This is a genomic window from Pseudomonas sp. W4I3 (assembly GCF_030816195.1).
Lineage (GTDB): Bacteria > Pseudomonadota > Gammaproteobacteria > Pseudomonadales > Pseudomonadaceae > Aquipseudomonas.
In genome coordinates this window covers 423,724-449,474 of sequence record NZ_JAUSXS010000001.1, presented here as the reverse complement: position 1 = coordinate 449,474, position 25,751 = coordinate 423,724, and the positions used below count along the sequence as shown (strand labels likewise).

20 protein-coding genes and 3 pseudogenes are annotated in these 25,751 nt (G+C 60.9%); 15 read left to right on the top strand and 8 right to left on the bottom strand.

Annotated elements, in window-relative coordinates; translation table 11 throughout:
- Window positions 1–418 precede the first annotated feature (418 nt).
- Entirely contained in the window at window positions 419–652 is a 234-nt protein-coding gene (rpmB, locus tag QF045_RS02110) for a 50S ribosomal protein L28 (protein ID WP_003176907.1), read from the top strand.
- 11 nt (window positions 653–663) lie between these two features.
- Window positions 664–819, top strand: coding sequence for a 50S ribosomal protein L33 (rpmG, locus tag QF045_RS02105; protein ID WP_003176906.1), 156 nt, complete (start codon window positions 664–666; stop codon window positions 817–819).
- 71 nt (window positions 820–890) lie between these two features.
- Here rpmG and QF045_RS02100 read toward each other — a convergent pair whose 3' ends face one another.
- Entirely contained in the window at window positions 891–1,253 is a 363-nt protein-coding gene (locus QF045_RS02100; protein WP_300627374.1) for a cupin domain-containing protein, read from the bottom strand.
- Between the two features lie 230 nt (window positions 1,254–1,483).
- On the opposite strand from QF045_RS02100, the gene QF045_RS02095 reads away from it, so the two are divergent.
- Both QF045_RS02095 and QF045_RS02090 read left to right on the top strand, forming a co-directional pair.
- Window positions 1,484–2,977 (top strand): aldehyde dehydrogenase, encoded by a 1,494-nt coding sequence (locus tag QF045_RS02095; protein ID WP_306490875.1) that lies wholly within the window; start codon window positions 1,484–1,486, stop codon window positions 2,975–2,977.
- A 164-nt stretch (window positions 2,978–3,141) separates the two neighbouring features.
- Window positions 3,142–4,284: an MFS transporter gene (locus QF045_RS02090; RefSeq protein WP_306490874.1), complete on the top strand. Its 1,143-nt coding sequence runs from the start codon at window positions 3,142–3,144 to the stop codon at window positions 4,282–4,284.
- 14 nt (window positions 4,285–4,298) lie between these two features.
- Here the strand turns inward: QF045_RS02090 and QF045_RS02085 are convergent, their stop codons facing one another.
- Entirely contained in the window at window positions 4,299–5,867 is a 1,569-nt protein-coding gene (locus QF045_RS02085) for a phospholipase D family protein (protein WP_306490873.1), read from the bottom strand.
- Window positions 5,868–5,929: 62 nt separating this feature from the next.
- Window positions 5,930–7,354, bottom strand: coding sequence for a PLP-dependent aminotransferase family protein (locus QF045_RS02080; RefSeq protein ID WP_306490872.1), 1,425 nt, complete (start codon window positions 7,352–7,354; stop codon window positions 5,930–5,932).
- 166 nt (window positions 7,355–7,520) lie between these two features.
- On the opposite strand from QF045_RS02080, the gene QF045_RS02075 reads away from it, so the two are divergent.
- Window positions 7,521–7,745 (top strand): DUF1127 domain-containing protein, encoded by a 225-nt coding sequence (locus QF045_RS02075; RefSeq protein WP_306490871.1) that lies wholly within the window; start codon window positions 7,521–7,523, stop codon window positions 7,743–7,745.
- On the opposite strand, the pseudogene QF045_RS02070 reads toward QF045_RS02075, so the two are convergent.
- Window positions 7,746–9,039, bottom strand: a pseudogene (locus tag QF045_RS02070) (NAD(P)/FAD-dependent oxidoreductase). It abuts the gene before it with no gap.
- Window positions 9,040–9,153: 114 nt separating this feature from the next.
- Between QF045_RS02070 and QF045_RS02065 the strand changes: the two are divergent.
- The gene (locus tag QF045_RS02065) at window positions 9,154–9,507 is read left to right on the top strand and encodes a YkgJ family cysteine cluster protein (protein WP_306490870.1); all 354 of its coding nucleotides are present in this window, start codon (window positions 9,154–9,156) and stop codon (window positions 9,505–9,507) included.
- 19 nt (window positions 9,508–9,526) lie between these two features.
- On the opposite strand, the pseudogene QF045_RS02060 reads toward QF045_RS02065, so the two are convergent.
- Window positions 9,527–10,016: pseudogene (locus QF045_RS02060) on the bottom strand (Lrp/AsnC ligand binding domain-containing protein).
- A 155-nt stretch (window positions 10,017–10,171) separates the two neighbouring features.
- On the opposite strand from QF045_RS02060, the gene dadA reads away from it, so the two are divergent.
- The 6 genes from dadA to QF045_RS02030 all read left to right on the top strand — a co-directional run bounded on the left by dadA (window position 10,172) and on the right by QF045_RS02030 (window position 16,271).
- Window positions 10,172–11,473: a D-amino acid dehydrogenase gene (gene dadA / locus QF045_RS02055; RefSeq protein WP_306490868.1), complete on the top strand. Its 1,302-nt coding sequence runs from the start codon at window positions 10,172–10,174 to the stop codon at window positions 11,471–11,473.
- The gene (locus QF045_RS02050) at window positions 11,445–11,798 is read left to right on the top strand and encodes a RidA family protein (protein WP_306490867.1); all 354 of its coding nucleotides are present in this window, start codon (window positions 11,445–11,447) and stop codon (window positions 11,796–11,798) included. The genes dadA and QF045_RS02050 overlap by 29 nt, the downstream gene beginning before the upstream one ends.
- A gap of 77 nt (window positions 11,799–11,875) precedes the next feature.
- Complete coding sequence (gene alr / locus QF045_RS02045; protein WP_306490866.1) at window positions 11,876–12,949, top strand: alanine racemase; 1,074 nt, start codon at window positions 11,876–11,878, stop codon at window positions 12,947–12,949.
- A gap of 116 nt (window positions 12,950–13,065) precedes the next feature.
- Complete coding sequence (locus QF045_RS02040) at window positions 13,066–13,614, top strand: cupin domain-containing protein (RefSeq protein ID WP_065879259.1); 549 nt, start codon at window positions 13,066–13,068, stop codon at window positions 13,612–13,614.
- Window positions 13,615–13,795: 181 nt separating this feature from the next.
- Window positions 13,796–14,212, top strand: a complete 417-nt coding sequence (locus QF045_RS02035) for a cytochrome c5 family protein (RefSeq protein WP_306494841.1) — start codon at window positions 13,796–13,798, stop codon at window positions 14,210–14,212.
- 136 nt (window positions 14,213–14,348) lie between these two features.
- Window positions 14,349–16,271 carry an acetyl-CoA hydrolase/transferase C-terminal domain-containing protein gene (locus QF045_RS02030; RefSeq protein WP_306490865.1) on the top strand — a complete coding sequence of 641 codons (1,923 nt, stop codon included), beginning with the start codon at window positions 14,349–14,351 and terminating at the stop codon, window positions 16,269–16,271.
- A 125-nt stretch (window positions 16,272–16,396) separates the two neighbouring features.
- Here QF045_RS02030 and QF045_RS02025 read toward each other — a convergent pair whose 3' ends face one another.
- Window positions 16,397–16,966: a xanthine phosphoribosyltransferase gene (locus tag QF045_RS02025; protein ID WP_003176890.1), complete on the bottom strand. Its 570-nt coding sequence runs from the start codon at window positions 16,964–16,966 to the stop codon at window positions 16,397–16,399.
- 58 nt (window positions 16,967–17,024) lie between these two features.
- Complete coding sequence (gene rep / locus QF045_RS02020; RefSeq protein ID WP_306490864.1) at window positions 17,025–19,034, bottom strand: DNA helicase Rep; 2,010 nt, start codon at window positions 19,032–19,034, stop codon at window positions 17,025–17,027.
- A gap of 266 nt (window positions 19,035–19,300) precedes the next feature.
- On the opposite strand from rep, the gene QF045_RS02015 reads away from it, so the two are divergent.
- Window positions 19,301–20,965: a bifunctional diguanylate cyclase/phosphodiesterase gene (locus QF045_RS02015; RefSeq protein ID WP_306490863.1), complete on the top strand. Its 1,665-nt coding sequence runs from the start codon at window positions 19,301–19,303 to the stop codon at window positions 20,963–20,965.
- Window positions 20,966–21,103: 138 nt separating this feature from the next.
- Here the strand turns inward: QF045_RS02015 and QF045_RS02010 are convergent.
- Window positions 21,104–22,508 (bottom strand): annotated as a pseudogene (locus QF045_RS02010) (NorM family multidrug efflux MATE transporter).
- A gap of 151 nt (window positions 22,509–22,659) precedes the next feature.
- On the opposite strand from QF045_RS02010, the gene QF045_RS02005 reads away from it, so the two are divergent.
- On the top strand, window positions 22,660–23,580 hold the full coding sequence (locus QF045_RS02005; protein WP_306490862.1) for a LysR substrate-binding domain-containing protein: 921 nt from the start codon (window positions 22,660–22,662) through the stop codon (window positions 23,578–23,580).
- Window positions 23,581–23,757: 177 nt separating this feature from the next.
- The gene (locus QF045_RS02000; RefSeq protein ID WP_306490861.1) at window positions 23,758–25,734 is read left to right on the top strand and encodes a methyl-accepting chemotaxis protein; all 1,977 of its coding nucleotides are present in this window, start codon (window positions 23,758–23,760) and stop codon (window positions 25,732–25,734) included.
- Window positions 25,735–25,751: the final 17 nt, after the last annotated feature.

Below are 25,751 nucleotides of genomic sequence, written 5' to 3'. Positions count from 1 at the left end.
CAGTCTGGAAAAGGCCTACCGTAGTGACCTGTTGGTTAAATGACTAGCCTATTTTTGCCTGTGCTTTTGGGTCAAATGCTGTTTTGATGACGGCCCAGCGCGTTTCATCCTGCAGGTCCGAGTACTTGCGAGCGCTGAAAATCATTCTGTGCGACGAGCGGTCGGCTGTTGTAGCGGCCCCTCCTGGCAACGGTTCAGGCGCCAATGGCCGAGATTTGCCCAGGTAAAAACACACTCGCTGTTGTTGCACCTGGGTCTTTCTGGTATAAAGCAGCGCTCTTTTCTAGGGGCCCGGTTCCTTCGCTTGTAGGTGTAGCCGGTAAGACCCTAAAGAAACGCGGCGCCTGGCGCCAAATGACTGAGAGATTAAGCGGCCAACCCATGCCGGGTTGGGCATGTGGTTTTAGAGGGCTGAGGCATGTCGAGAGTCTGTCAAGTTACCGGTAAGGGTCCGGTGACTGGGAATAACATTTCCCACGCAAATAACAAAACCCGTCGTCGTTTCCTGCCGAACCTGCAGCATCACCGCTTCTGGGTTGAAGAAGAGAAACGTTTTGTTCGCCTGCGTGTATCTGCCAAAGGCATGCGTATCATCGACAAGCGTGGCATCACTGTCGTGCTGGCCGAAATCCGCGCCGCCGGCAAGATCTAAGGAGCTCTATCATGCGTGAATTGATTCGAATGATCTCTAGCGCCGGTACTGGTCACTTCTACACTACCGACAAGAACAAGCGTACTACCCCGGACAAGCTCGAAAAGAAAATGTTCGACCCGCGCGTTCGCAAGCACGTGATCTACAAAGAAGGCAAAATCAAGTAATTGATTTCCTTCCTTGTGAAAAAAAGCCCGTATCTCACGATACGGGCTTTTTTTTGCCTGCGATCTGCTGATCAGGCCTTCTGTTCAAACACCACGTAGATCTTGCGGCACGCTTCCAGCACTTCCCAGGTGCCGCTGAAGCCGGCGGGAATTACGAAGCGGTCGCCAGCGCGCAAGGTTTTGGCATTCCCCTCGGCATCGCGCAGTACGGAGACCCCCTGCACGATTTCGCAGTACTCGTGCTCGGTGTAATTGACTGTCCACTGCCCGACTTCGCCTTCCCAGACGCCCGCGTTCATTTGTCCGCATGGGCTGTTGTAATGGTTGTAGATCGTCTGTTCGGGGTCACCCTTGAGGATTTTTTCGGCGGCAGGGCGATAGCGGTCGGGGGCGGTGTTGGCTTGGCTGAAATCGACGATGTCCTGGATGCTCATGTGCTTGTCCCGTCTGGCCTGCGGTTGGAGAGGCCAAAGTCTATGTTTATTAAAATGAACATCGCAAGGGCGTTTACCGCCCTTGTGTCAAATATATTGAAACATCCCCAGCCGCTGGTTTAGGGTGGCAGCTGCCTTGAGCCGAACAGCAGGCTGGCCAGGCAAGAATTCGTGGAGGCGCCGGGACCAATCCCCCAGGCGCTTGTATCCAATAAGAGGAGGACACTTGCATGACCACCCTGACCCATGCTGACTGGGAACAACGCGCCAAGGACCTGAAGATTGAAGGCCGCGCCTACATCAATGGCGAATACACCGCCGCCGCGTCCGGTGACACCTTCGAATGCATCAGCCCAGTCGATGGCCGTCTGCTTGCCAGCGTGGCCAGCTGTGACGCCGCCGACGCCCAGCGCGCCGTGGAAAACGCCCGTGCCGTGTTCAATTCCGGCGTGTGGTCGCGCCTGGCGCCGGCCAAGCGCAAGTCCGTCATGATCCGTTTCGCCGCGCTGCTCAAGGCCAATGCCGAAGAGCTGGCCCTGCTTGAAACCCTGGACATGGGCAAGCCGATCAGTGACTCCCTGAACATCGACGTACCCGGCGCGGCGCAAGCGCTGAGCTGGAGCGGTGAGGCAATCGACAAGATTTATGATGAAGTGGCGGCCACGCCCCATGACCAACTGGGTCTGGTGACCCGTGAGCCGGTTGGCGTGGTCGGTGCGATCGTACCGTGGAACTTCCCGCTGATGATGGCCTGCTGGAAGCTCGGCCCGGCGCTGTCGACCGGTAACTCGGTGATTCTAAAGCCGTCCGAAAAATCCCCGCTGACCGCCATCCGCATCGCCGCCCTGGCCGTTGAAGCCGGCATTCCCAAAGGCGTGTTCAACGTGCTGCCAGGCTACGGCCACACCGTGGGTAACGCGCTGGCGGTGCACATGGACGTGGACACCCTGGTGTTTACCGGCTCCACCAAAATCGCCAAGCAACTGTTGATTCGTTCCGGCGAATCGAACATGAAGCGCGTGTGGCTGGAAGCCGGCGGCAAGAGTCCCAACATTGTGTTCGCTGATGCGCCGAACCTGCAAACCGCCGCCGAATCTGCCGCCAGTGCCATCGCCTTCAACCAGGGCGAAGTCTGCACCGCCGGTTCGCGCCTGCTGGTGGAGCGTTCGATCAAGGACACATTCCTGCCGTTGGTGATCGAGGCGCTCAAGGGGTGGAAGCCGGGTAACCCGCTGGACCCTGCCACTAACGTGGGTGCATTGGTGGACACCCAGCAGATGAACAATGTGCTGTCCTACATCGAAGCGGGCCATGCCGACGGCGCCAAGCTGGTCGCTGGTGGTAAGCGCACGCTGGAAGAAACCGGTGGCACCTACGTTGAGCCGACCATCTTCGACGGTGTGACCAACGCCATGAAGATTGCCCAGGAAGAGATCTTCGGCCCGGTCCTGTCGGTGATCACGTTCGACAGCGCCGAAGAAGCCATCGCCATCGCCAACGACACCCAATATGGCCTCGCCGCGGCGGTGTGGACGGCGGATATCTCCAAGGCACACCTGACGGCCAAAGCCCTGCGTGCGGGCAGTGTGTGGGTCAATCAGTACGATGGCGGCGACATGACCGCTCCGTTCGGTGGCTTCAAGCAGTCGGGTAACGGTCGCGATAAATCGCTGCATGCGTTCGATAAATACACCGAGCTGAAAGCGACCTGGATCAAGCTCTAAGTTACGTTACACCGCAGGGCCCCTGTAGGAGCGAGCTTGCTCGCGAAAAACGCCAACGATAAAGCGTGCTGTCTGGTTGAACGCGGTGTCTTTGAGTTTTTCGCGAGCAAGCTCGCTCCTACAGTTCGTTTACAACCCTGAAAATTATCCACAGGAGCGTGGACATGCGTTGGGCGACCTATTTCGCCGTCCTGGCCTCGGTACTCAGCGTCGGGCTGGCGCTGGGTGTGAGCATGCCGTTGGTGTCGCTGCGTCTGGAGGGCTGGGGTTACGGCAGTTTCGCCATTGGCGTGATGGCTGCGATGCCCGCGTTTGGCGTGCTGCTGGGCGCCAAGGTTTCCAGCCGCATGGCCTCCTGGCTTGGTACCGCCAACCTGATGCGCCTGTGCCTTTGGGGCGGTGCGCTGTCCATCGGTTTGCTGGCGATCCTGCCCAGTTATCCGGTTTGGCTGCTACTGCGGCTGATGATCGGGGTGATCCTGACCATCGTGTTTATCCTGGGAGAAAGCTGGATCAACCAGTTGGTGGTGGAGCAGTGGCGTGGCCGATTGGTGGCGTTGTACGGCTGCACTTATGCACTGAGCCAGCTATCAGGCCCTTTGCTGCTGGGCGTGATCGGCACCGACCACGATTACGGTTTCTGGGTGGGTGTTGGCCTGCTTCTGGTGGCTCCACTGGCCTTGCTCGGTCGCTCCGGCGCGCCCAGCGCCGAATCGTTCAGCGTGACCTTTGCCGACCTCTGGCGTTTCTGCCTGAGCCTGCCGGCGATTGCCTGGGCGGTTGCGCTGTTCGCTGCGTTCGAAGCGATGATCCTGACGTTGCTGCCGGTGTATTGCCTGCAACAAGGCTTCACCGCCGAAATCGCTCTGGCGATGGTCGGTACGGTGGTGGTCGGTGATGCGCTGCTGCAGTTGCCCATCGGCGCGCTGGCGGATTACCTGCCACGGCGCACCTTGTTTCTCGGCTGCGCGTTGCTGTTGCTGGCCTCAAGCCTGGCGATTCCACTGTTGATGCACACGCTGCTGATCTGGCCGCTCTGGGTGCTGTTCGGCGCCAGCGCGGGCGGGTTGTTTACCTTGTCGCTGATCCTGATCGGCGAGCGCTACCGCGACGATGCGTTGGTGCGCGCCAACGCGCACATTGCGCAGCTGTGGGGTGTCGGTTGCTTGATTGGTCCGCTGGTGGCGGGCGCAGGCAGCCAATGGATCAGTGGCCACGCGCTGCCGCTATTGATGGCGGCTGGGGCCCTGGGGCTGGTGCTACTGTTATTGCGCCAGGGTGCATTTGGCGCAGCGCAACCGGCCTGAGCAGCCCTGCGTTTTCAAAGCATGCGTTCCAGGCCCACCGAGGTGGCGAACCAGGCGTTGAACCGGCGCCACCAGTTGCCCGGCTCCTGGGTCAGGATGTGCAACTGGCCGTTATCTTCGGTCACCCACACGATCTGCCCGTCCTGCAGTTTCGCCTCGTAGCTCAACGCTGGCGCCATGCCTTGCAGCGCCAGGTTGCGCACGTGCTCCGCCAGTTCCGGGCTGTCCACCAGCACGCCGACTTCGGTGTTCCACAGCACCGAGCGTGGATCGAAATTGAACGAGCCGATAAACGACTTTTCCCGATCGAAAATCATCGCCTTACTGTGCAGGCTAGAGTCGGAGCCGCGGAAACTGCCTCGACGAAACAGGTGCGGGCCGCTGTTTACACTGGGGTCGCCCGGTTGGCGACGCAGCTCATAGAGTTTCACGCCATGCTCCAGCAGCGCCTTGCGATAGGGCGCATAGCCGCCGTGCACGGCCGGTACATCAGTGGCTTCGAGGGAATTGGTCAACAGGCTCACCGACACGCCCGCATCGGCACGGCCCGTCAGGTAAACCAGCCCGGGCGGCCCCGGAACGAAGTACGCCGAAATCATGATCAGCTCATGGCTGACCCCTTGCAGCTCCGGCGCCAGTTGGGTGGTGAGCAGCAATTGCGGATCCGGGTCGGCCTTGGCCAGCACCTTGCTCGGGGCGTCCCACAGCGCCTGGTTCCAGGCCCAGATCAACTCGCGACGCCAGATGTCCATGCGCGGCTGGGTCTGATAGGTACGCAAGCGGTTATACAGGGCGTGGTTCTGCTGGCGCGATTGAGCCAGCGAGGCCTCAAGGCGCGCACGCGCCACCGCGAGGTCGACCTTGGATGGCATGCTTGAGACAAACTCATCGATAGGCTTGCTCAGCGCGCTGTTCCAGTACTGGTCGAAGCTGTGACCCAACTGCTCAGCCACCGGCCCGACGCTGAGCATGTCGATATCGGTGAAATTCAGGTTGGGTTCGGCATCGAAATATTCATCCCCCAGGTTGCGGCCACCCACGATCGCCACGCTGTTGTCGGCCAGCCACAGCTTGTTATGCATGCGCCGGTGTTGCAGCGACAGGTTGAACAGGCGGCCCATGGCGCGCGTTACGCCCGTGCTGCGCCCCAGGTGCAGCGGGTTGAACAGGCGGATGTCGATGTTGGGGTGAGCGGCCAGGGTGGCGATGATCTGGTCGAGCCCGTCGCTGGTGGTGTCGTCGAGCAAAATGCGCACGCGCACGCCACGGTCGGCGGCCTTGAGCAGTTCATCCACGAGCATGCGCGTGCTGATGCCGTCATGCACGATGTAGTACTGAAGGTCGAGGCTGGTCTGGGCGTTGCGGATCAACTCGGCGCGGGCCATGAAGGCTTCGCTGCTGTTGGGCAGCAAACGAAAGCCCGAGCGGCCCTGATACGGTGCCGCCTGGGCCTGGATCGAGCGGCCAAAGGAAGACTGTGCCGCCGGCAGCGCGTCACTGGGTTCGCGCGGTGTGTGCGCCGTCGCGCAGCCACCCAGTGCCAGCGCTCCCAGCAGGAAAAACGGTAAAAGCCGTTGAATCATCAAGGAGGCGGCATCCAGGTCAGGGCGGTTGTCGGCATATGACGGCAATTGCTCGGAAAAGGTCAGTCCGCCGATTCTTCCAGCATTTTGCGCGCAGCGGCACCGACCTTGCGCACCGCCTCTTCGATCTGCGGCGTCGGTTTGGCAGCGTAGTTCATGCGCAGGCAGTTACGGTACTTGCCGGAGGCAGAAAAAATGCTGCCTACCGCCACCTGTACGCCTTGTTCCATCAGCGCGCGGTTGAGCTTGAGGGTGTCGAAGCCTTCCGGCAATTCCACCCACAGCATGAAACTGCCTTGGGGCCGGCTGGCGCGCGTGCCGGCAGGGAAGTAGCGGCTGACCCAGTCGAGCATCAGGTCGCGATTGCGCTGGTATTGGGTGCGCATCCTGCGCAAATGAGGTTCGAAATAGCCGCCCTTGAGAAATTCCGCTATCGCGATCTGCGGCTGCGTGGCCGTAGAGCCCGTGCTGATGTATTTCATGTGCAGCACCCGGTCCAGGTAGCGCCCCGGCGCAACCCAGCCAATGCGCAGGCCGGGCGCCAGGGTCTTCGAGAACGAACTGCACAGCAGCACCCGGCCATCTTCGTCGAAGGATTTGATGGTGCGCGGGCGCGGGTAGCTGTAGGCCAGCTCGCCATATACATCGTCTTCGATGATCGCCACGTCAAAGCGCTGGGCCAATGTCAGCAGTGCGCGTTTGCGCGCCTCCGGCATGATGTAGCCCAATGGGTTGTTGCAGTTCGGGGTGAGCTGGATGACTTTGATCGGCCACTGCTCCAGCGCCAGTTCCAATGCTTCAAGGCTGATGCCGGTGATCGGGTCGGTGGGGATTTCCAGGGCTTTCATGCCCAGACCCTTGAGGGTCTGCATGGCACCGTGGAAACTTGGCGAGTCCACCGCAACGATATCGCCGGGTTCACAAATGGCGCGGATGCTGGTGGAAAGGGCCTCGTGGCAGCCGGTGGTGATGACGATGTCGTCGGCAGCCAGTTGGCAACCGGAATCCAATGACAGTCGCGCAATTTGCTCGCGCAACTCCATACAGCCAAGGATGGTGTCGTAATGCAGTCCCGGCAGATCCTGGCGGCGGCTGATGCGGGCCAGGCTGCGCAGCAATGGCTTGATGGTCGGCGACAATACATCCGGCATGCCACGGCCCAGCTGTATGACGTCCTTGCGCGGCACCGCCCGAATCAACTCCAGCACCTGATCCCACTGGGAAATTTCCACCGGCCGCTGGGCGGGGCGGCCCACCTCGGGTAGCGCCGGCAGTTCACGGCCCACCGGCACAAAATAGCCGGACTTGGGCTTGGGCATCGCCAGGCCGTTGTCCTCCAGCAGTCGATAGGCCTGCTGCACCGTGCTCAGGCTGACCCCATGTTCCACGCTCAACGCTCGCACCGAGGGCAGACGATCGCCGGGGCGATAGAAGCCTTGTTCGATGCGGGTGCCCAGCAATTCGGCGAGGTTGACGTAGAGGGTCACGGCGGTCACTCCCAGGGGACCAATACAGATAGGCAGAAAATACAGGATTCAGCCGTTCATAGGCAGTATCTGTATGGATTTAATAAAGGCAGGTTGAATCTGTATTGGTTTTGCGCACCCGTTCATTCTAGTCACTTAAGGCAGCAAGCTAACGAGGGATAACAAAATGAACGGCATGAGCGATGTGCGGCTGGCATTACACAGCCAGGAACTGGAAGCAGCCCAGGAGCGGACGTTGTCTATGCCCGGCGACAACCGCTGGAGCCTGTTCTGGCGCCGCCGTCATACACGCAAGGCCTTGCTCACGCTGACCCGGGAGCAATTGCTCGACGTAGGCCTGACGGCAGAACAGGCGCGCCACGAAGGCTTGAAGCCATTCTGGCGCGATTGATCAGACCAGTTCCTTGAGGCGGTGCCAGAGCATTCCTAGGGCCAGCAGCGGCGAGCGCAGGTGTTTACCGCCAGGGAAGGTAATGTGCGGCACTTGGGCGAACAGGTCGAAGCGTCCTTGCTGCTGGCCGCTGATGGCTTCGGCCAGCAACCTGCCCGCCAGGTGGGTGGCGTTCAGGCCGTGGCCAGCGTAGGCCTGGGCGTAATACACATTGGGGTGATCGGCCAGGCGTCCGATCTGCGGCAAACCGATTGGCGCCGATGCCAATCATGCCGCCCCATTGGTAGTCGATCTTCACGTTGGCCAACTGCGGGAACACCTGCAGCATTTTTGGCCGCATATAGGCGCCGATGTCTTTCGGGTCGCGCCCGGAATAATGGCAGGCGCCGCCGAACAACAGGCGGCGGTCGGCGGACAGGCGGAAATAGTCCACCGTTACCCGCTGGTCACACACCGCCATGTTCTGCGGCAACAGGCTGGCGGCTTGCGCTTCACTCAGGGGTTCGGTGGCGATGATGTAGCTGCCGGCGGGCAATATTTTGCCGCTCAGGTGTGGGTTGAGGCCGTTGATGTACGCGTTGCAGGCAAGTACCAGGGTATTGGCGAGCACCTGGCCCTGGGCGGTGTACACCTTGACCTGCGAGCCGTAGTCGATGCGCGTCACTTCAGACTGCTCGAACAACTTCACGCCCAACTGCTGCGCGGCGGCGGCTTCACCCAGGGCGAGGTTCAACGGATGCAGGTGTCCGGAGCCCATGTCGATCATCCCGCCCACATAGCGGTCGGAGCCGATCACGCTGCCCATCTCGCTGGCTTGCAGCAGGCGGACTGGATGGCGATAACCCAGGCTGCGCAGCTCTTCGGCGTCTTCGGCGAGGCCCTCAAGGTCGCGGGGTTTGTTGGCCAGGTCGCAGTAACCCCAAGTCAGGTCGCAGGCGATCTGGAAGCGTTCGACACGTTCGCGCACGATCTCCACGGCTTCCAGGCCCATCAGCTTCATCTGGCGCACGCCGTCGGTGCCGATCACCTTGGCGAACTGGTCAAGGCCATGGCCGACGCCGCGAATCAGCTGCCCGCCGTTACGCCCGCTGGCGCCCCAGCCGATCTTGCGCGCCTCCAGCAGCACCACGCTGAACCCGCGCTCGGCCAGCTCCAGGGCGGTGTTGAGCCCGGAATACCCGCCGCCAATCACGCAGACATCGGCGCGCACCTCACCGGTCAACGCCGGGTAATCGGGGTGCGGCACGCTGCTGGCAGCGTAGTAGGACGCGGTGTGCCGGGCGCTGGCGGTCATGGGGAGCTCCCTGTTTGGAAAATTTGACGCAGGATACAGCGGTCGGACGAAGCTGTCTGCGCGGGGCGTTTTACGGCAGAATCCCGGTCTAGTCGCGGTTGGGTGTGGATTTGCATGAGTTGCAACAGTCAGAAAGTCAGCGCCTTGCGCAGGCAGATTCCTTCGTTCGAGTGTGTCCCTGGTTGCCATGACTGCTGTGGGCCGGTGACCACTTCGCCTGAGGAAATGTCACGCCTGCCACGCAAGACCGCTGCCGAGCAGGACGCTGCCATGGACGAGTTGAATTGCGTGCACCTGGGGCCCAACGGCTGCACGGTTTACGATGAGCGTCCGCTTATCTGCAGGCTGTTTGGCACCACCCAGACCCTGCCATGCCCCAACGGTCGGCGGCCGGTGGAGCTGATACACCCTCGGGTGGAAAAGCAGATCCATGAATACATGGCGAGCACCCGGCAAGTGCTGGTCTGACATGAGGGAGGTGTGTCAGTCAGTCGGGGATCGGCAGGTTCAGGCTTTCCTTCACTTCTTCCATCACGATATAGCTCTTGGATTCGCGCACATGGGGCAACTTGAGCAGGATGTCGCCGAGTAATTTGCGGTACGAGGCCATCTCGGAAATCCGTGCTTTCACCAGGTAGTCGAAGTCCCCGGACACCAGGTGACATTCCAGCACATGCGGCAGTTTGAGCACGGCGCGGCGGAACTCTTCAAACGTGTCGCCGGACTTGTAATCCAGGCTGATCTCGACAAATACCAGCAAACTTCCTTTCAGATGCTGCGGGTTGAGCCGAGCGTTGTAGCCCATGATGATCCCTTCGCGCTCCAGGCGGCGCACCCGCTCGGTACACGGCGTCGTCGACAGCCCGACCTTTTCTCCCAGCTCAGTGAACGAAATGCGCCCGTCGGTTTGCAGGATGCGCAGGATATTGCGGTCGATCTTGTCCAGCTCCCGCCTTGGTCTGGGTGTTGGTACGCATAGGGGATACGCCTCTGTAAAAAGCATTTGTGCCGAGAATTGTCGCCAAATATAGGCATTTATATAGTGAAATGCACTGGCGATTGTTTTTTACACTGCGCTCATCATTGCTCCAATAACACACGTCAGCGGCTTGGCCGCGATGAGGATATAAAAATGCGCGTTCTGGTCTTGGGTAGCGGCGTCATTGGCGTGACCAGTGCCTATTATTTGGCTCGGGCCGGCTTTGACGTCGTAGTGGTCGACCGTCAACCGGCCGCCGCCATGGAGACCAGTTTCGCCAACGCCGGCCAGGTATCCCCAGGCTACGCGTCGCCATGGGCCGCGCCGGGCGTGCCGCTCAAGGCGATCAAATGGCTGCTGCAGCGCCATGCGCCGCTGGCGATCAAGGCCACCGCCGATATCGACCAATACCTGTGGATGGCGCAGATGCTGCGCAATTGCACCGCCAGCCGGTATGCGGTGAACAAGGAGCGCATGGTCCGCCTGTCCGAGTACAGCCGTGACTGCCTCGACGAACTGCGCGCTGAAACCGGGATTGCCTACGAAGGGCGCAGCCTGGGCACCACCCAACTGTTCCGCACCCAGGCCCAGCTCGATGGCGCGGCCAAGGACATTGCCGTGTTGCAGGAGTCCGGCGTGCCGTTCGAACTGCTGGACCGTGCCGGCATCGCCCGGGTCGAGCCGGCCCTGGCCAGCGTCACCGATATTCTAGCCGGCGCCCTGCGCCTGCCCAACGACCAGACCGGCGACTGCCAAATGTTCACCACCCGCCTGGTGGAGATGTGCAAGCAGCTGGGCGTGGAGTTTCGTTTCGAACAGGACATCCAGCGCCTCGATTACGCAGGCGACCGCATCAACGGCGTGTGGATCGACGGCCAGTTGGAAACCGCCGACCGCTATGTGCTGGCCCTCGGCAGTTACTCGCCGAAGCTGCTCAAGCCGCTGGGGATCAAGGCGCCGGTGTACCCGCTCAAGGGCTATTCGCTGACCGTGCCGATCACCAACCCGGCGATGGCGCCGACCTCGACCATCCTGGACGAAACCTACAAAGTCGCGATCACCCGTTTCGACAACCGCATTCGCGTCGGTGGCATGGCTGAGATAGCCGGTTTTGACCTGTCGCTTAACCCGCGGCGGCGTGAAACCCTGGAGATGATCGTCAACGACCTTTATCCTCAGGGCGGCGATCTGGCCCAGGCCAGTTTCTGGACCGGCCTGCGCCCGACCACACCCGATGGCACACCGATTGTCGGCGGCACCCCATTCAAGAACCTGTTCCTGAATACCGGCCACGGCACTCTCGGCTGGACCATGGCCTGCGGCTCCGGTCGTTTGCTGGCCGACCTGATGGCGAAGAAAACCCCGCAGATCAGCGCCGAAGGCCTCGCTATTTCCCGTTATGGCAACCACCAGGAGTCCGCACGACATGTCAATCCAGCGCCAGCTCACCAATGAGCGCATGAGCCAGATCGTTGTTCACAGCGGTACCGTGTATCTGGCAGGCCAGGTCGGCGACGACATGAATGCCGGCATTGAACAACAAACCCGCGAAACCCTGGTCAACATCGAGCGTTTGCTGGACCTAGCTGGCACCGACAAGACCCGGTTGCTGTCGGTGACGATCTATCTGAAAGACATCGATGCCGACTTCGCCGGCATGAATGCGGTGTGGGACACGTGGCTGCCCAAGGGCGTCGCGCCGGCTCGCGCCACGGTTGAAGCCAAACTGTGTGAACCGCAAATCCTGGTAGAGCTGTCCGTCGTGGCCGCGCTGCCTTAAATAAGCATCCCTCTCCCGGCGCCGATGTTGTTGGTCAGCGCCGGTTTTTTTCACTCGCCGCCTAGAAGCCCGCCGCCATGCGTCCTGCCCGTGCCCTGATCGACCTCCAAGCCCTGCGCCACAATTACCAATTGGCCCGTGAAGTCACCGGGGCCAAGGCCCTTGCCGTGATCAAGGCGGATGCCTACGGCCATGGCGCGGTAGCTGTCGCCCAGGCGCTGGAAGCCCAGGCCGATGGGTTCGCGGTGGCGTGCATTGAAGAGGCCTTGGAGCTGCGCGCCGCCGGGATACGTGCGCCGGTGCTGCTGTTGGAAGGATTTTTCGAAGCCGATGAACTTCCGCTGATCATCGAGCAGGACCTGTGGTGCGTGGTGCATTCGCTGTGGCAACTGGAGGCTATCGAGCAGACCGCGCTGAGCAAGCCGTTGACCATCTGGCTCAAGCTGGACTCGGGCATGCACCGTGTCGGCCTGCATCCCAAGGATTACCAGGACGCTTACAAGCGCCTGCTGGCCAGCGGCAAAGTCGCGAAGATCGTGCTGATGAGCCATTTCGCCCGCGCCGACGAGCTCGATTGCGTGAGCAGCAACGAACAAGTGGCGGTATTCGAAGCGGCTCGTCAGGGTCTGGCGGCTGAGGTCAGCCTGCGCAATTCACCGTCTGTATTGGGGTGGCCGAGTGTGACCAGCGACTGGGTGCGCCCAGGCATCATGCTCTACGGCGCTACGCCCTTTGGCGAAGACCAGGCCATCGCTGCACGTTTGCAGCCCGTGATGACCCTGGAGTCCAAGATCATTTGCGTCCGCGAACTGCCGACGGGTGAGCCAGTAGGCTACGGTGCCAAGTTCGTCACGCCCAAGCCGATGCGTATCGGCGTGGTGGCCATGGGGTATGCCGATGGCTACCCGCGTCACGCCCCCACTGGCACACCGGTGCTGGTCGCCGGCCAGCGCAGCCAGTTACTGGGCCGGGTGTCCATGGACATGCTGTGTGTCGACCTGACGGATGTGCCTCAGGCGGGCCTGGGTTCCACGGTGGAGTTGTGGGGCAAGAATATCCTCGCCAGCGACGTCGCGGCCGCAGCTGAGACCATCCCCTACCAGATCTTCTGCAACCTGCGCCGGGTGCCAAGGCTCTATTGCGGGGCTTGATCGCCCGATACGAATGCCGCCGCTCGGGATTTAGGCCCAAGTGTTGTAAATACTGAACGCTGTCGCCATGATAACGCTCAATTACAACAAAGCCTGAATCCTAGGAGGCTCCTGCATTGGACGTCGGCGAACGACTGCAATCCATCCGTAAACTCAAAGGCCTTTCCCAGCGCGAGCTTGCCAAGCGCGCGGGCGTCACCAACAGCACCATTTCGATGATCGAGAAAAACAGCGTCAGCCCCTCGATCAGTTCCCTGCGCAAGGTGCTGGGTGGCATTCCCATGTCCATGGTCGAGTTCTTTTCCGAAGAGATCCTCCAGGAAATACCGACGCAGATCGTCTATAAAGCCAATGAGCTGATCGACATTTCCGACGGTGCCGTCACCATGAAGCTGGTAGGCCGAGCGCACCCCAGCCGAGCCATCGCGTTTCTCAACGAAATCTACCCGCCAGGCGCCGACACGGGCGAGGAAATGCTCACCCATGAAGGCGAAGAAACCGGGATTCTGGTGGAAGGGCGCCTGGAGCTGGTGGTCGGTCTTGAAACTTTTGTGCTTGAGGCTGGCGATAGCTACTACTTTGAAAGTAGTAAGCCCCATCGTTTTCGCAATCCGTTTGACGTGCCGGCGCGACTAATCAGCGCAGCCACACCCGCGAACTTCTGAAAAAGAGGCGCCCTGCCAGCGTTGCAGAGGTTCCCGCGGCCGTACACCGCGAGGTCGAATCTCCCTTTATTTAATAGGGTTGTTTCGGCTGGTCGGGCTAACCGCTATACTTTCGCCGCCTGCGAAACCGTGGCCGCAGGCGTGAATAGCCACCATTGAGGGTGAACGCGTGAACCTAATTATGAAAATGCTGGCTGCACCAGCAACCGTACTGGCCCTTTGGGCTGTCAGCGCTCAAGCTGCGACCAACGACGACATCGCCAAGCGCCTGGAGCCTGTGGGCCAGGTCTGCGTCCAGGGCCAGGAATGCAAAGGCATGGAGGTCGCTGTGGCGGCGGGTGGCGGCGGCGGTGCCAAGACGCCGGATGAAGTGATCGCCAAACATTGCAACGCATGCCATGGCACGGGCCTGCTGAATGCGCCGAAAATCGGTGATGCGGCAGACTGGGGTAAACGTGCCAAAGAGCAGGGTGGCCTCGACGGGCTGCTTGCCAAGGCCATCACTGGCATCAACGCCATGCCGCCTAAAGGCACCTGCGCCGACTGCTCGGATGATGAGCTAAAGGGTGCAATCGAGAAGATGTCCGGCTTGAAATAAACCGATTTTCGTCAAAAAAGCCGCTTACTGGCGGCTTTTTTGTGCCCGAGATTTGTGTTTCACCACTGTTCTTTGCAGCAAAGACCCGCCACTCTCTGTCCAACCCCCAATTCATGGAATGTTCGGGAGCAGTCGGATGGTGCAGTTGTGTTCAATCGAGCAAGCAGTTGACGACGTACTGGCCCGTTTGCCGGCGCATATCCACATGGGCATGCCGCTGGGGCTGGGCAAGCCCAATCTGTTCGTCAACGCGCTGTACCGGCGCATCGCACAGTTGCCCGAGCGGGCGCTGACGATCTACACCGCGCTGAGCCTGGGTCGGCCCACCCTCGGCGACGGTTTGCAGAAGCGCTTTCTCGAACCCTTTATCGAGCGTGTGTTTGGCGATTATCCCGAGCTGGATTTTCTCGCCGACCTGCACAAAGACAGCCTGCCGAAGAATATCCGCGTGCAGCAATTCTTCATGCAGCCCGGCAGCCTGCTCCACAGTGCCGCCGCCCAGCAGGATTACGTCAGCAGTAACTACAGCCATGCAGCGCGGGACATCAATGCCGCCGGCCTGAACCTGGTGGCGCAACTGGTTGCCAGCAGCGCCGAGCATCCCGACCGCCTGAGCTTGAGCTGCAACCCGGACATCACCCTCGACCTGCTGCCAATGATCGCCAAGCGGCGCGCGGCGGGTGAGACCATCCTGATCGTCGGCCAGGTCCACAGCGACTTGCCCTACATGCCCGGCGATGCCGAGTTGGGCATGGACGCCTTCGACTACCTGCTCGATGAGAAAGACAGCACCACGTTGTTCTCCACGCCAAACATGCCGGTGGGGTTCCAGGACCACTTTATCGGCCTGCATGCCAGCACCCTTGTGCGCGACGGAGGCACCTTGCAGATCGGCATCGGCTCCATGGGCGATGCGCTGACTGCCGCGCTGCTGGCACGTCAGGCCGATAACGAAGCCTATCGATTGCTGCTCACCGACCTGGATGTGTATCAGTGGGCGCCCCTGATCAGCCGTGAGGGTGGCGTTGAGCCGTTCGCCCGTGGCCTTTACGGTTGTAGCGAAATGTTCGTCAACGGCCTGCTGGTACTGGCCGATGCCGGGATCATCCGGCGCAAGGTGTACCCGGACGTGGCGACCCAGCAACAGGCCAATGCCGGGCTGCTCGACGATGCGGCGCAGCCCGATGGCATCTCGATTCATGGTGGTTTCTTCCTCGGCCCGCGCAGTTTCTACCAGCGCTTACAGGAGATGAGCCACGCCAAGCGGCTGGAATTCAACATGACCGGCATCAGCTATATCAACGAGCTGTACGGCCAGGAAGAGCTCAAGCGTTTGCAGCGTCAGGATGCGCGGTTTATCAACAGCGCGATCATGGTCAGCTTGCTCGGTGCCGGTGTGGCCGACCAACTGGAAGATGGCCGCGTGCTCAGCGGCGTGGGCGGGCAGTACAACTTCGTTGCCCAGGGCCATGCGTTGGAGGGCGCGCGTTCGATCCTGATCCTGCGCAGCTGGCGCGAGTCGGCGGGGGAAGTCAGTTCGAATATCGTCTGGGAGTATGGCCATTGCACCATTCCCCGACACCTGCGGGATATCGTCATCACCGAGTACGGAATTGCCGATTTGCGCGGTCAGACCGATGCCAAGGTGATTGAGGCGTTGCTCAATATCACCGACTCCCGTTTTCAGGATGGCCTGATCGAACAGGCACAAAAGGCTGGCAAGTTACCCAATGATTTCAAGCTGGCGCCGCGTTTTGCCGACAACACACCGCAACGGCTCCAGGCGATTCAAGCCAAGCATCGACGCCTGTTCCCCGAGTACCCGCTGGGCAGTGATTTCACGGAGCAGGAGCGGGATCTGTTACGCGCGCTGAACTGGCTCAAGAGCAAATTCAAACTGACCGAGATGCTGGAACTGGGCAAGGCGGCGCTGGATGCGCCGGAGCCGGAAGCGTTTCCCGAGCATCTGAAGCGGATGGGGCTGGATAAGCCGCAGGGGTTGAAGGAGGATCTGTATCAGCGTCTGTTACTGGCCGGCCTACAGGCCACCGCACACTAAAAGCCAACACAAGACAAAATGTGGGAAGGGGCTTGCTCCCGATAGCAGTGGGTCAGCCAACCTGTTGGTGACTGATACACCGCGATCGGGAGCAAGCCCCCTCCCACATTTTGAGCTGCGTTGGCTCAGATGAAGGTCACAACCCCACCCGCCAGCGACTTCACCCGCGCCAGCGATTCAACCCGGTAACCCTGCGCATCCAGCTCCGCACGGCCACCCTGGAACGACTTCTCGATAACGATGCCCAGGCCGGCCACGGTCGCACCCGCTTGCTTGATGATCGAAATCAGCGCCTGGGACGCCTTGCCGTTGGCCAGGAAGTCATCGATGACTAGCACGCGGTCGCTGCTGGTCAGGTGGCGCGGGGAGATCGCCACGGTGCTTTCGGTTTTCTTGGTGAAGGAATACACCGTCGCCGACAGCAGGTTTTCGGTCAGCGTCAGGGACTGCTGCTTACGTGCGAAGATCACTGGTACGCCGAGGTTCAGGCCGGTCATGATCGCCGGGGCGATGCCGGAGGCTTCGATGGTGACGATCTTGGTGATACCCGAGTCCTTGAACAGCGCGGCGAATTCGTCGCCGATCAGTTTCATCAGCGCCGGATCGATCTGGTGGTTCAAAAAGGCGTCAACCTTGAGTACCTGATCGGAAAGCACGATGCCTTCTTCGCGAATTTTCTTGTGCAGTGCTTCCACGGAAAGCTTCCTCTGGTGGCGCAACAGGCGCCGAAAGTAGATTAAAAAGTAGTCGATTCTAGCGCTTTAACATCGCGCGTATATCAGCCAAGGCGCTGTTGCCGCGAACGGCCTTCACCTCGGTCGGTGTGTCGTCGTTGCCTTCCCAGGCGAGGTCATCCGGCGGCAGCTCATCCAGGAACCGGCTGGGGGCACAATCGATGATTTCGCCGTATTGCTTGCGCTTGGCGGCAAAGGTGAAGGCCAGGGTCTGACGCGCACGGGTAATGCCCACGTAGGCCAGGCGCCGTTCTTCCTCGATGGTGTCGGCTTCGATGCTGGAGCGATGCGGGAGGATTTCCTCTTCCATGCCCATGATGAACACGTAGGGAAATTCCAGGCCCTTGGACGCATGCAGGGTCATCATCTGCACGCCTTCGGCGCCATCTTCCTCTTCCTGCTGGCGTTCGAGCATGTCGCGCAGCACCAGTTTGCCGATGGCGTCCTCGACGGTCATTTCACCGTCTTCGTCTTTTTCCAGGGTGTTCTTCAGGGCTTCGATCAGGAACCAGACGTTGCCCATGCGGTAGTCCGCGGCCTTGTCGCTGGAACTGTTGGTGCGCAGCCAGTTTTCATAGTCGATGTCCATGACCATGCTGCGCAGTGCGCTGATCGGGTCTTCGCCGGCGCACTGTTCGCGCACCTTGTCCATGAAGCGCTTGAAGCGCGACAGACGGTCGGTGAAGCGCGTGTCCAGGTGTTCGCCCAGGCCGATTTCGTCGGTGGCGGCGTACATCGAGATCTTGCGTTCGGTGGCGTAGTTGCCGAGTTTTTCCAGGGTCGTCGAACCGATTTCCCGGCGTGGGACGTTGATCACCCGCAGGAAGGCGTTGTCGTCATCCGGGTTTACGATCAGGCGGAAGTAGGCCATCAGGTCTTTCACTTCCTGGCGCCCGAAAAAGCTGTTGCCGCCTGACAGGCGATACGGCACCTGGTGGTGCTGCAGTTTCAGCTCGATCAGCTTGGCCTGGTAGTTACCGCGATACAGGATCGCGAAATCGCTGTAAGGCCGGTCGGTGCGCAGGTGCAGGCTGAGGATTTCCACAGCCACGCGCTCGGCTTCGGCGTCTTCGTTGCGGCAGCGGATCACGCGAATTTCGTCGCCATGGCCCATCTCGCTCCACAGTTGTTTTTCAAACTCGTGGGGGTTGTTGGAGATCAGCACGTTGGCACAGCGCAGGATGCGGCTGGTGGAGCGGTAGTTCTGCTCCAGCATCACCACTTTCAGGGACGGGTAGTCGTCCTTGAGCAGCATCAGGTTTTCCGGGCGGGCACCGCGCCAGGCGTAGATCGACTGGTCGTCGTCGCCCACCACGGTGAACTGGTTGCGAGTACCGATCAGCAGCTTCACCAGCAGGTATTGGCTGGCGTTGGTGTCCTGGTATTCGTCCACCAGCAGGTAGCGTACCTTGTTCTGCCACTTTTCCAGGATGTCCTTGTGTTCCTGGAACAGTTTGACCGGCAGCAGGATCAGGTCGTCGAAGTCCACCGCGTTGAACGCTTTGAGCGTGCGCTGGTAGTGGGTGTAGACGATGGCGGCGGTCTGCTCCTTGGGGTTGCGCGCGGCTTCGAGCGCTTCGGCGGGCAGGATCAGGTCGTTTTTCCAGGACCCGATCATGTTCTTGATCTCGTCGACGCCGTCGTCGCCCGCGTATTCCTTCTGCATGATGTCGGTCATCAGGGCCTTGACGTCGGTCTCGTCGAAGATCGAGAAACCCGGCTTGTAGCCCAGCCGTACATGTTCCTTGCGGATGATGTTGAGCCCAAGGTTGTGGAAGGTGCACACGGTGAGGCCACGGCCTTCGCCACCCTTGAGCAGGGTGCCGACGCGCTCTTTCATTTCTCGCGCCGCCTTGTTGGTAAAGGTCATGGCGACGATGTACTGGGCGCGGATGCCGCAGTTCTGGATCAGGTGCGCGATCTTGCGGGTAATCACGCTGGTCTTGCCGGAGCCAGCACCGGCGAGCACCAATAGAGGGCCGCCGACGTAGTTCACGGCTTCTTGCTGCCGGGGATTGAGTCGGGACATACAGAGTTCGGGGAGTCGTTGTTCAAAAGGGCGGGCATTTTAACAGGCTGGCAAGATTCTGCTGCCTTAGAACGACGGTGTGACGTACCACTCGATCTAAATTTGCCGGTTTTGCTACTTTGCCGCAGGATGTGGGGGGTATCGCGACTATTTTTCACAGTTTGCGTGTTTGATAACACCTATCATTTGTCATGCATTTGTCATTGTCAGGCCGCACGTCATAATGCCCGCCGCCAACGAATTATTGCAGAGTCTAGGGAGCTAGCTTGTCTACGCCTGTCGAACCCTTGCGTTTGCTGCTGTTGGCCGATGAGCCTGAGTGGGCAGCGTTGTTGCGCGAGTGCCTGGCGCCGATGGGCGATGGGGCTGTGCTGATCAGTGCGCCCAATTGGGACTCGGTGAGTCGTCTGTTCGACGACGACCACGGTGCGGTGCTGTTGACCACGCCCAATCTGCAACCCGGTCCCGGCCGTTGCAGCTTGCCGTGTGTATTGCTGCTGGAGCAGGAACCGCTGGTTGCACCGCTGGGTGTCAGTGATTGGCTGATCCATTGCGCGCTGGATGCCGATACCTTGCGCCGCTGCCTGCGCCACGTGCGCGAGCGTGGCGTGCTGGAGACTACGTTGCAGCGCCTGGCCGAACAGGATCCGCTCACCGGTATCGCCAACCGCCAGGGTTTCCAGACCTTGCTGGCGGCGCGGCTGGCGGATAACGAAGGCCGTGGCCTGGCCCTCGGGCATCTGGACCTGGACAATTTCCGTCACGCCAACGATGCCCTCGGCCACCAGGCCGGCGACCGCTTGATCCTGCAGGTCGTATCACGGCTCAAGAGCCAGCTGGAAGCCGGTGATCAATTGGCGCGGCTGGGCAGCGATGAGTTCGCGCTGCTGATCGACACCCGCCGTGCGCCCCAGCGCGCCGAGTGGATGGCCGAGCGCATCACCCAAGTGATGGCCGAGCCGTACTGGGTGGACGGCGAAAGCCTGCTGATCGGCTGCAGCCTGGGGGTGGCGCATGCCCGCGCGCGGGCCGGGGCCGATCCGTTGATGTGGCACGCTCATATCGCCATGCAGCAGGCCAAAAGCACCCAGGGCTGTACCTTTCATATCTTCAACGAACGCATCAACCGCAACGCGCGCAGCCTGGCCGACCTGGAAAGCGAATTGCGCCGTGCCTTGCGCCGCGATGAGCTGGAACTGCATTACCAGCCGCGCCTGGACCTGGATGACGGGCATATCGTCGGCCTGGAAGCCCTGGTGCGCTGGCGTCATGGCGAGCGTGGCCTGTTGCCACCGAGCGAATTCGTACCCTTGGCCGAGCAGAGCGGCTTGATCGTGCCGTTGGGCTACTGGGTGATTTCCCGGGCCCTGCGCGACATGCAGGACCTGCGCGAGCGCGGCCTGCCGGCCTTGCACATGGCGGTCAACCTGTCGTTTCGCCAGTTTCAGGACAGCCAGTTGCTCTCGACCCTCAGCCGGCTGATTGCCGAGCGCGGTGTAGAAGCGCAATGGCTGGAGTTTGAGTTGACCGAAACCGCCGTGATGCGTCGCAGCGACCTGGTCAAGCAGACCATGGACGCCCTTGGCCGCCTCGGCGTGCGGTTTTCCCTGGATGACTTCGGCACCGGTTTCTCATCGTTCGTGCACCTCAACAGCCTGCCGATTGCCCTGTTGAAGATCGACAAGAGCTTCGTCGGCGGCATGGAAGAGCGCGAAGAGAATCGCAAGCTGGTGCACGCCATGATCAACCTGGCCCACAACCTCAACCTGGAAGTGGTGGCCGAAGGTGTGGAGACCGCCGAGCAGCTTGAGCTTTTGAGACTGTTTGGTTGCGATCAAGCCCAGGGTTATTTGATCAGTAAACCGTTGCCACTGGCCGAGCTGGTGGAATACCTGACGTTTGGCCAGAGCCAGCAGGCGTTGTTGAGCTAAACATGCCAGCCTTGTAAACCCAATCCAAAATGTGGGAGGGGGCTTGCTCCCGATAACGGTGTATCAGTCAACACATCCTGGGGCTGACAACCGCCATCGGGAGCAAGCCCCCTCCCACATTTGTAATCGAGTAGGGCCTTAGTGCGTCTGTGCGGCCTCGAAAGCAGTGTGTGTTTGTGGCTCTCGCCGGATCATGCGTTTCATTTTCGCTTCGAACGCCCAGGTCAGGCTCACCGCAGCACAAGCAAGGCCTAGCGCCAGGCCCCACCACACGCCGGTCGGCCCCCAGCCCAAGGTGAACGCCATCAACCAGGCCGATGGCGCGCCGATCAGCCAATAGCAACCGAGCCCCACCAGGAACGTGGTCTTGGCGTCCTTGAGGCCACGGATGCAGCCCATGGCAATGGTCTGCACGCCGTCGAACAACTCGAACCAGGCCGCGACGGCCAGCAGGCTGACGGCAAGTACGATCACTTCGTGAAAGGCCGGGTCGTCATGGTCCAGGAACAGCCCGATCAGCGGGTCGGAAAACAGCCAGAACACCACGGCAAATCCTAGCATGACCAGAGCGCCAAACCCCATGCCGACCCGTCCGGCCAGGCGCGCGCTCAATAACTGTCCGGCGCCATAATGCTGGCCGATACGCATGGTGACTGCGTAGGACATCCCCGCGGGGACCATGAACGCCACCGAGACGATTTGCAGGGCGATCTGGTGCGCTGCCAACTGCGTGCTGCCCATGGTGCCCATGCACAGTGCCGCAAACGCAAATAGCCCGACCTCTACCGCGTAGGTGCCGCCAATCGGCAGGCCCAGGCGCCACAGCTCGCGCAAATATTGGGTATTGAGGCGCAGCAGGCCTGTACTCAATGGATAGGCGGCGTAGGTCCGGTTGCTGCGGATGTACCACATCAGCGCCAGCGCCATGCTATTAGCCACGATCGCCGTGACCAGGCCAATGCCCATCAACCCGAGCTTCGGCAGGCCGAACATGCCTTCGATCAGCGCATGGTTGAGCAGGTAGTTGACCACCGTGCCGCACAGGCTGATCACCATCACCGGGGTGGCTTTGCCGATGGCGCTGGTGAAGCCGCGCAGCGCCATGAAGCTGAGGTAGCCGGGCAGGGCGAAGGGCAGGAGGGTAAGGAATTGCCCGGCGGCCTGCACGTTGGTTTCGGTCTGACCGAATATCAGCAGCAGCGGCTTGAGGTTCCACAGCAGCAGCGCCGCCGCCAGGGCCATCAACCACGCGAGCCACAGCCCGGCCTGGGTCAGGCGGGTGGCGCCTTCGATATCGCCCGCGCCGTGACGGATAGCCACCAGGGTACCCACTGCCGCAATCACACCGATACAGAATATCGCCACGAACGAATAGCTCGCCGCGCCCAAGCCACCGCCGGCCAGGGCTTCGGGGCTCAGGCGGGCCATCATCAGGGTGTCGGTCAGCACCATCAGCATGTGCGCCAACTGTGAGGCAATCAACGGCCCCGACAGCCGCAGAATGGCCCAGAGTTCGGTGCGTGCTGGGATGCTGCATGATCATCACTCTCGAAAAGTCAGAAGGGGGGAAAGGGTTGATTCTCGGCGCTTTGCGCGTATTGCACAAAAGGATAAATGCGATCATTCGCATGATTAAAACTCATGCCTGGTTTGTTCTGGTAGGGTCTGCTGATAGCACTGTCGGAGCTTTCAGAATGTCTCGTCGTCTTCCTCCGCTTTACGCCTTGCGCGCATTTGAAGCCGCGTCACGCCACCATTCCTTTACCCGCGCGGCGCAGGAGCTGTCGATTACCCAGAGTGCGGTCAGCCGGCATATTCGTACCCTCGAAGAGCATTTCGCCTGCCGCCTTTTCCAACGCAGCGGCCGCACTTTGCAGCTCACCGAAGCGGCGCGCTTGCTATTGCCCGGCGTGCGCGAAGGTTTCTCCGCCCTGGAGCGTGCCTGCCATACCCTGAATGCCGAAGATGACATTCTGCGCATGAAAGCGCCTTCCACCCTGACCATGCGCTGGCTGCTGGCACGGTTGAGTCGCTTTCGGGCCCTGCAGCCTGGCAATGAGGTGCAACTCACCAGCGCGTGGATGAGCATCGATGAGGTGGACTTCAATCAGGAACCGTTCGATTGCGCGGTATTGCTCAGCAACGGGCACTTTCCAGCGGACTGGGAGGCCAGTTACCTGTTTGCCGAAATGCTCATTCCGGTGGGGGCGCCCAACTTATTGGATGACGGGCCCTGGGATGTGGCGCGGTTGGCGACGGCTGAGTTACTGCATCCGACCCCGGACCGTCGCGACTGGCGTTACTGGCTGGAGCGCATGGGGCTGGCGTCGCGGGTTTCGCTCAAGGGTGGGCAGGTGTTCGACACGCTCGAGTTGGGCATGATCGCTGCGGCGCGGGGTTATGGCGTGTCCATGGGCGACTTGCTGATGGTAGCCGAGGACGTCGCCCAGAAGCGCTTGAGCCTGCCTTGGCCAACGGCCGTAGCGAGTGGCGAAAGCTACTACCTGGTGTGGCCGAAAACCCGGCCCGGTGGCGAGCGCTTGCGGCGCTTGGCGGAATTTCTTCAGGGCGAGGTCCAAGCGATGGTTTTGCCCGCTGTGGAACGCTTCGAATGAAGGGTTTGGCTTGTGCAGTGCAATCGTTTGCGTGATGCCCCTGTGAATTGCTCAAGTATTGCAGAACCGCGCCGAAGTAAGGTGTTGGAACCCTCGTGCACAATCGTTTCCCACTAGATAATTCGCCGAGCAGCGCTAAGAGATCAGGATGATCCTGGCCTCGGCTCAGGAGCTGTCATGTCTCAACCTCGCGCTCGGATCGCTTCCCAGTTAGGCCTCGCATTGGCCGTGATTCTGGCTGTCGTCATCAGCGGCAGTACCGTTTTTGCCTTACGCTCCCTCGACACTGCCAACCTCGCCACACGCGAGGAACATCTGGCCAGCGAGGCGCGCCTGCTCGCCGACCAACTCAACACCTTTCACAGCACCTTGCGCGAGAGCACCCAGCGTTTGAGCGGGCTGTTTGAAAAGCGCTTTGGCGCAGGCTTGAGCGTGCGCGCAGACCAGCCAGTTGCTGTGGCCGGTGTGCAGACGCCCAGCCTCTACCTGGGCAATCAGGTGCTGAACAACAACTTTAGTGAAGTGGACGAATTCAAGGACATGTCCGGCGGCGTGGCCACGGTATTCGTGCGCAGCGGCGATGACTTCATCCGCATCAGCACGTCCCTGACCAAGCAGGACGGCAATCGCGCCATCGGCACCGTGCTCGATCGCCAGGGGCCGGCCTACCAACGTGTGTTCAGCGGGCAGGCCTACATCGGTCGGGCCGTGTTGTTCGATCGCTCCTATATGACGCAGTACAGCCCGGTGCGTGACGCAAGCGGCAAGGTCATCGCAGTGTTGTTCATCGGTTTCGACTACACCGACGAGCAGAAAGCTCAGTTCGACAACCTCAAGCGTTTCCGTATCGGCCAGACCGGCTCCCTTTCGCTGCTGGATGAGCAGAAGCATTGGCTGGTGCCGCCGGCCGGTGTACAAGCCCTGGATCAAGCCATTCCAGTGATGCTCGACTTGGCGAAGAAGCCGGGTGAAGGCCGCTTCTGGAGCGACAAGAACGAAGATTTCTACAGCGTCTCGGTACCGTTCGAGGGTGGCCCCTGGGCGGTAGTAGCGAGCATGCCCAAGGCTGAAATTCGTGCAGTGACCTGGGACGTCGGCCTGCGCCTGGTGATCGGCAGCGTGCTGGCAATGCTGCTGGCGGTGGGCGCCACGGTGTGGCTGTTGCGCAGCAAGCTCGCGCCGTTGAGTGACTTGGTTCGCCAGGCAGAAGCGCTGGGTGCGGGCGATCTCAGTGCGCGCCTCAACGTCTCCAGCCATGACGAGATCGGCCAGTTGGCGCGCAGCTTCAACCAGATGGGCGAAGCGCTGTCGACCATGGTTTCGCATATCCGCAAGGCGGCTGAAGAGGTCAACAGCCGTGCCCAGGCGTTGTCGGGTTTGTCTGGCGGTGCCTATGAAGGCATGGAGCAGCAGTCCGGCGAGATCACCAGCATGGCGGGCGCGGTGGAAGAATTCAGCGCCACTTCGCTGAATATCGCCGACAACATGGGCAACACCGAGCGTCTGGCCCAGGAAAATGCCCAGCAGACCCGCATCGGCCGTACCTCGATGCAAGACGCGTCGTCGTCCCTGGAACATATCGCCACCGCTCTGAACAGCACGGCTACGGTGATCAACACCTTGGGCCAGCGTTCCCAAGAGATCGGCGGCATCGTCGGCGTGATTACGTCGATTGCGGAACAGACCAACCTGCTGGCGCTGAATGCGGCCATCGAAGCCGCCCGCGCGGGCGAGCAAGGCCGTGGCTTTGCCGTGGTTGCCGATGAAGTGCGTAACCTGGCCTCGCGCACTCGCCAGGCCACCGATGAAATTTCCGGCATGATCCAGAGCATCCAGCAGGAAACCGGTAATGCCATCAGCACCATGGAACACGGCAATGTGCTGATGCAGGAAGGCCTGTCACGTAACGCCGACGTGGCCTCGGCGCTGGCACGCATCGATGAGCAAAGCCGTTCGGCTGGCCAGCAGTTCGCCGCAATCACCACGGCCACGCAAGAGCAAAGCAGCACCGCGACCTTGCTCAGCAGCAACCTGCAGAGTATTGCGCTGGCTAACAGTGAGCAGCGTGAAGTGGTGTCGAACCTGGCGATCACCGCCAAGGAACTGGAGACGTTGGCGGCGGGCTTGCGGCATGAAGTGGATCGGTTCCGCTAAGCGACCGCGTTCCGAAC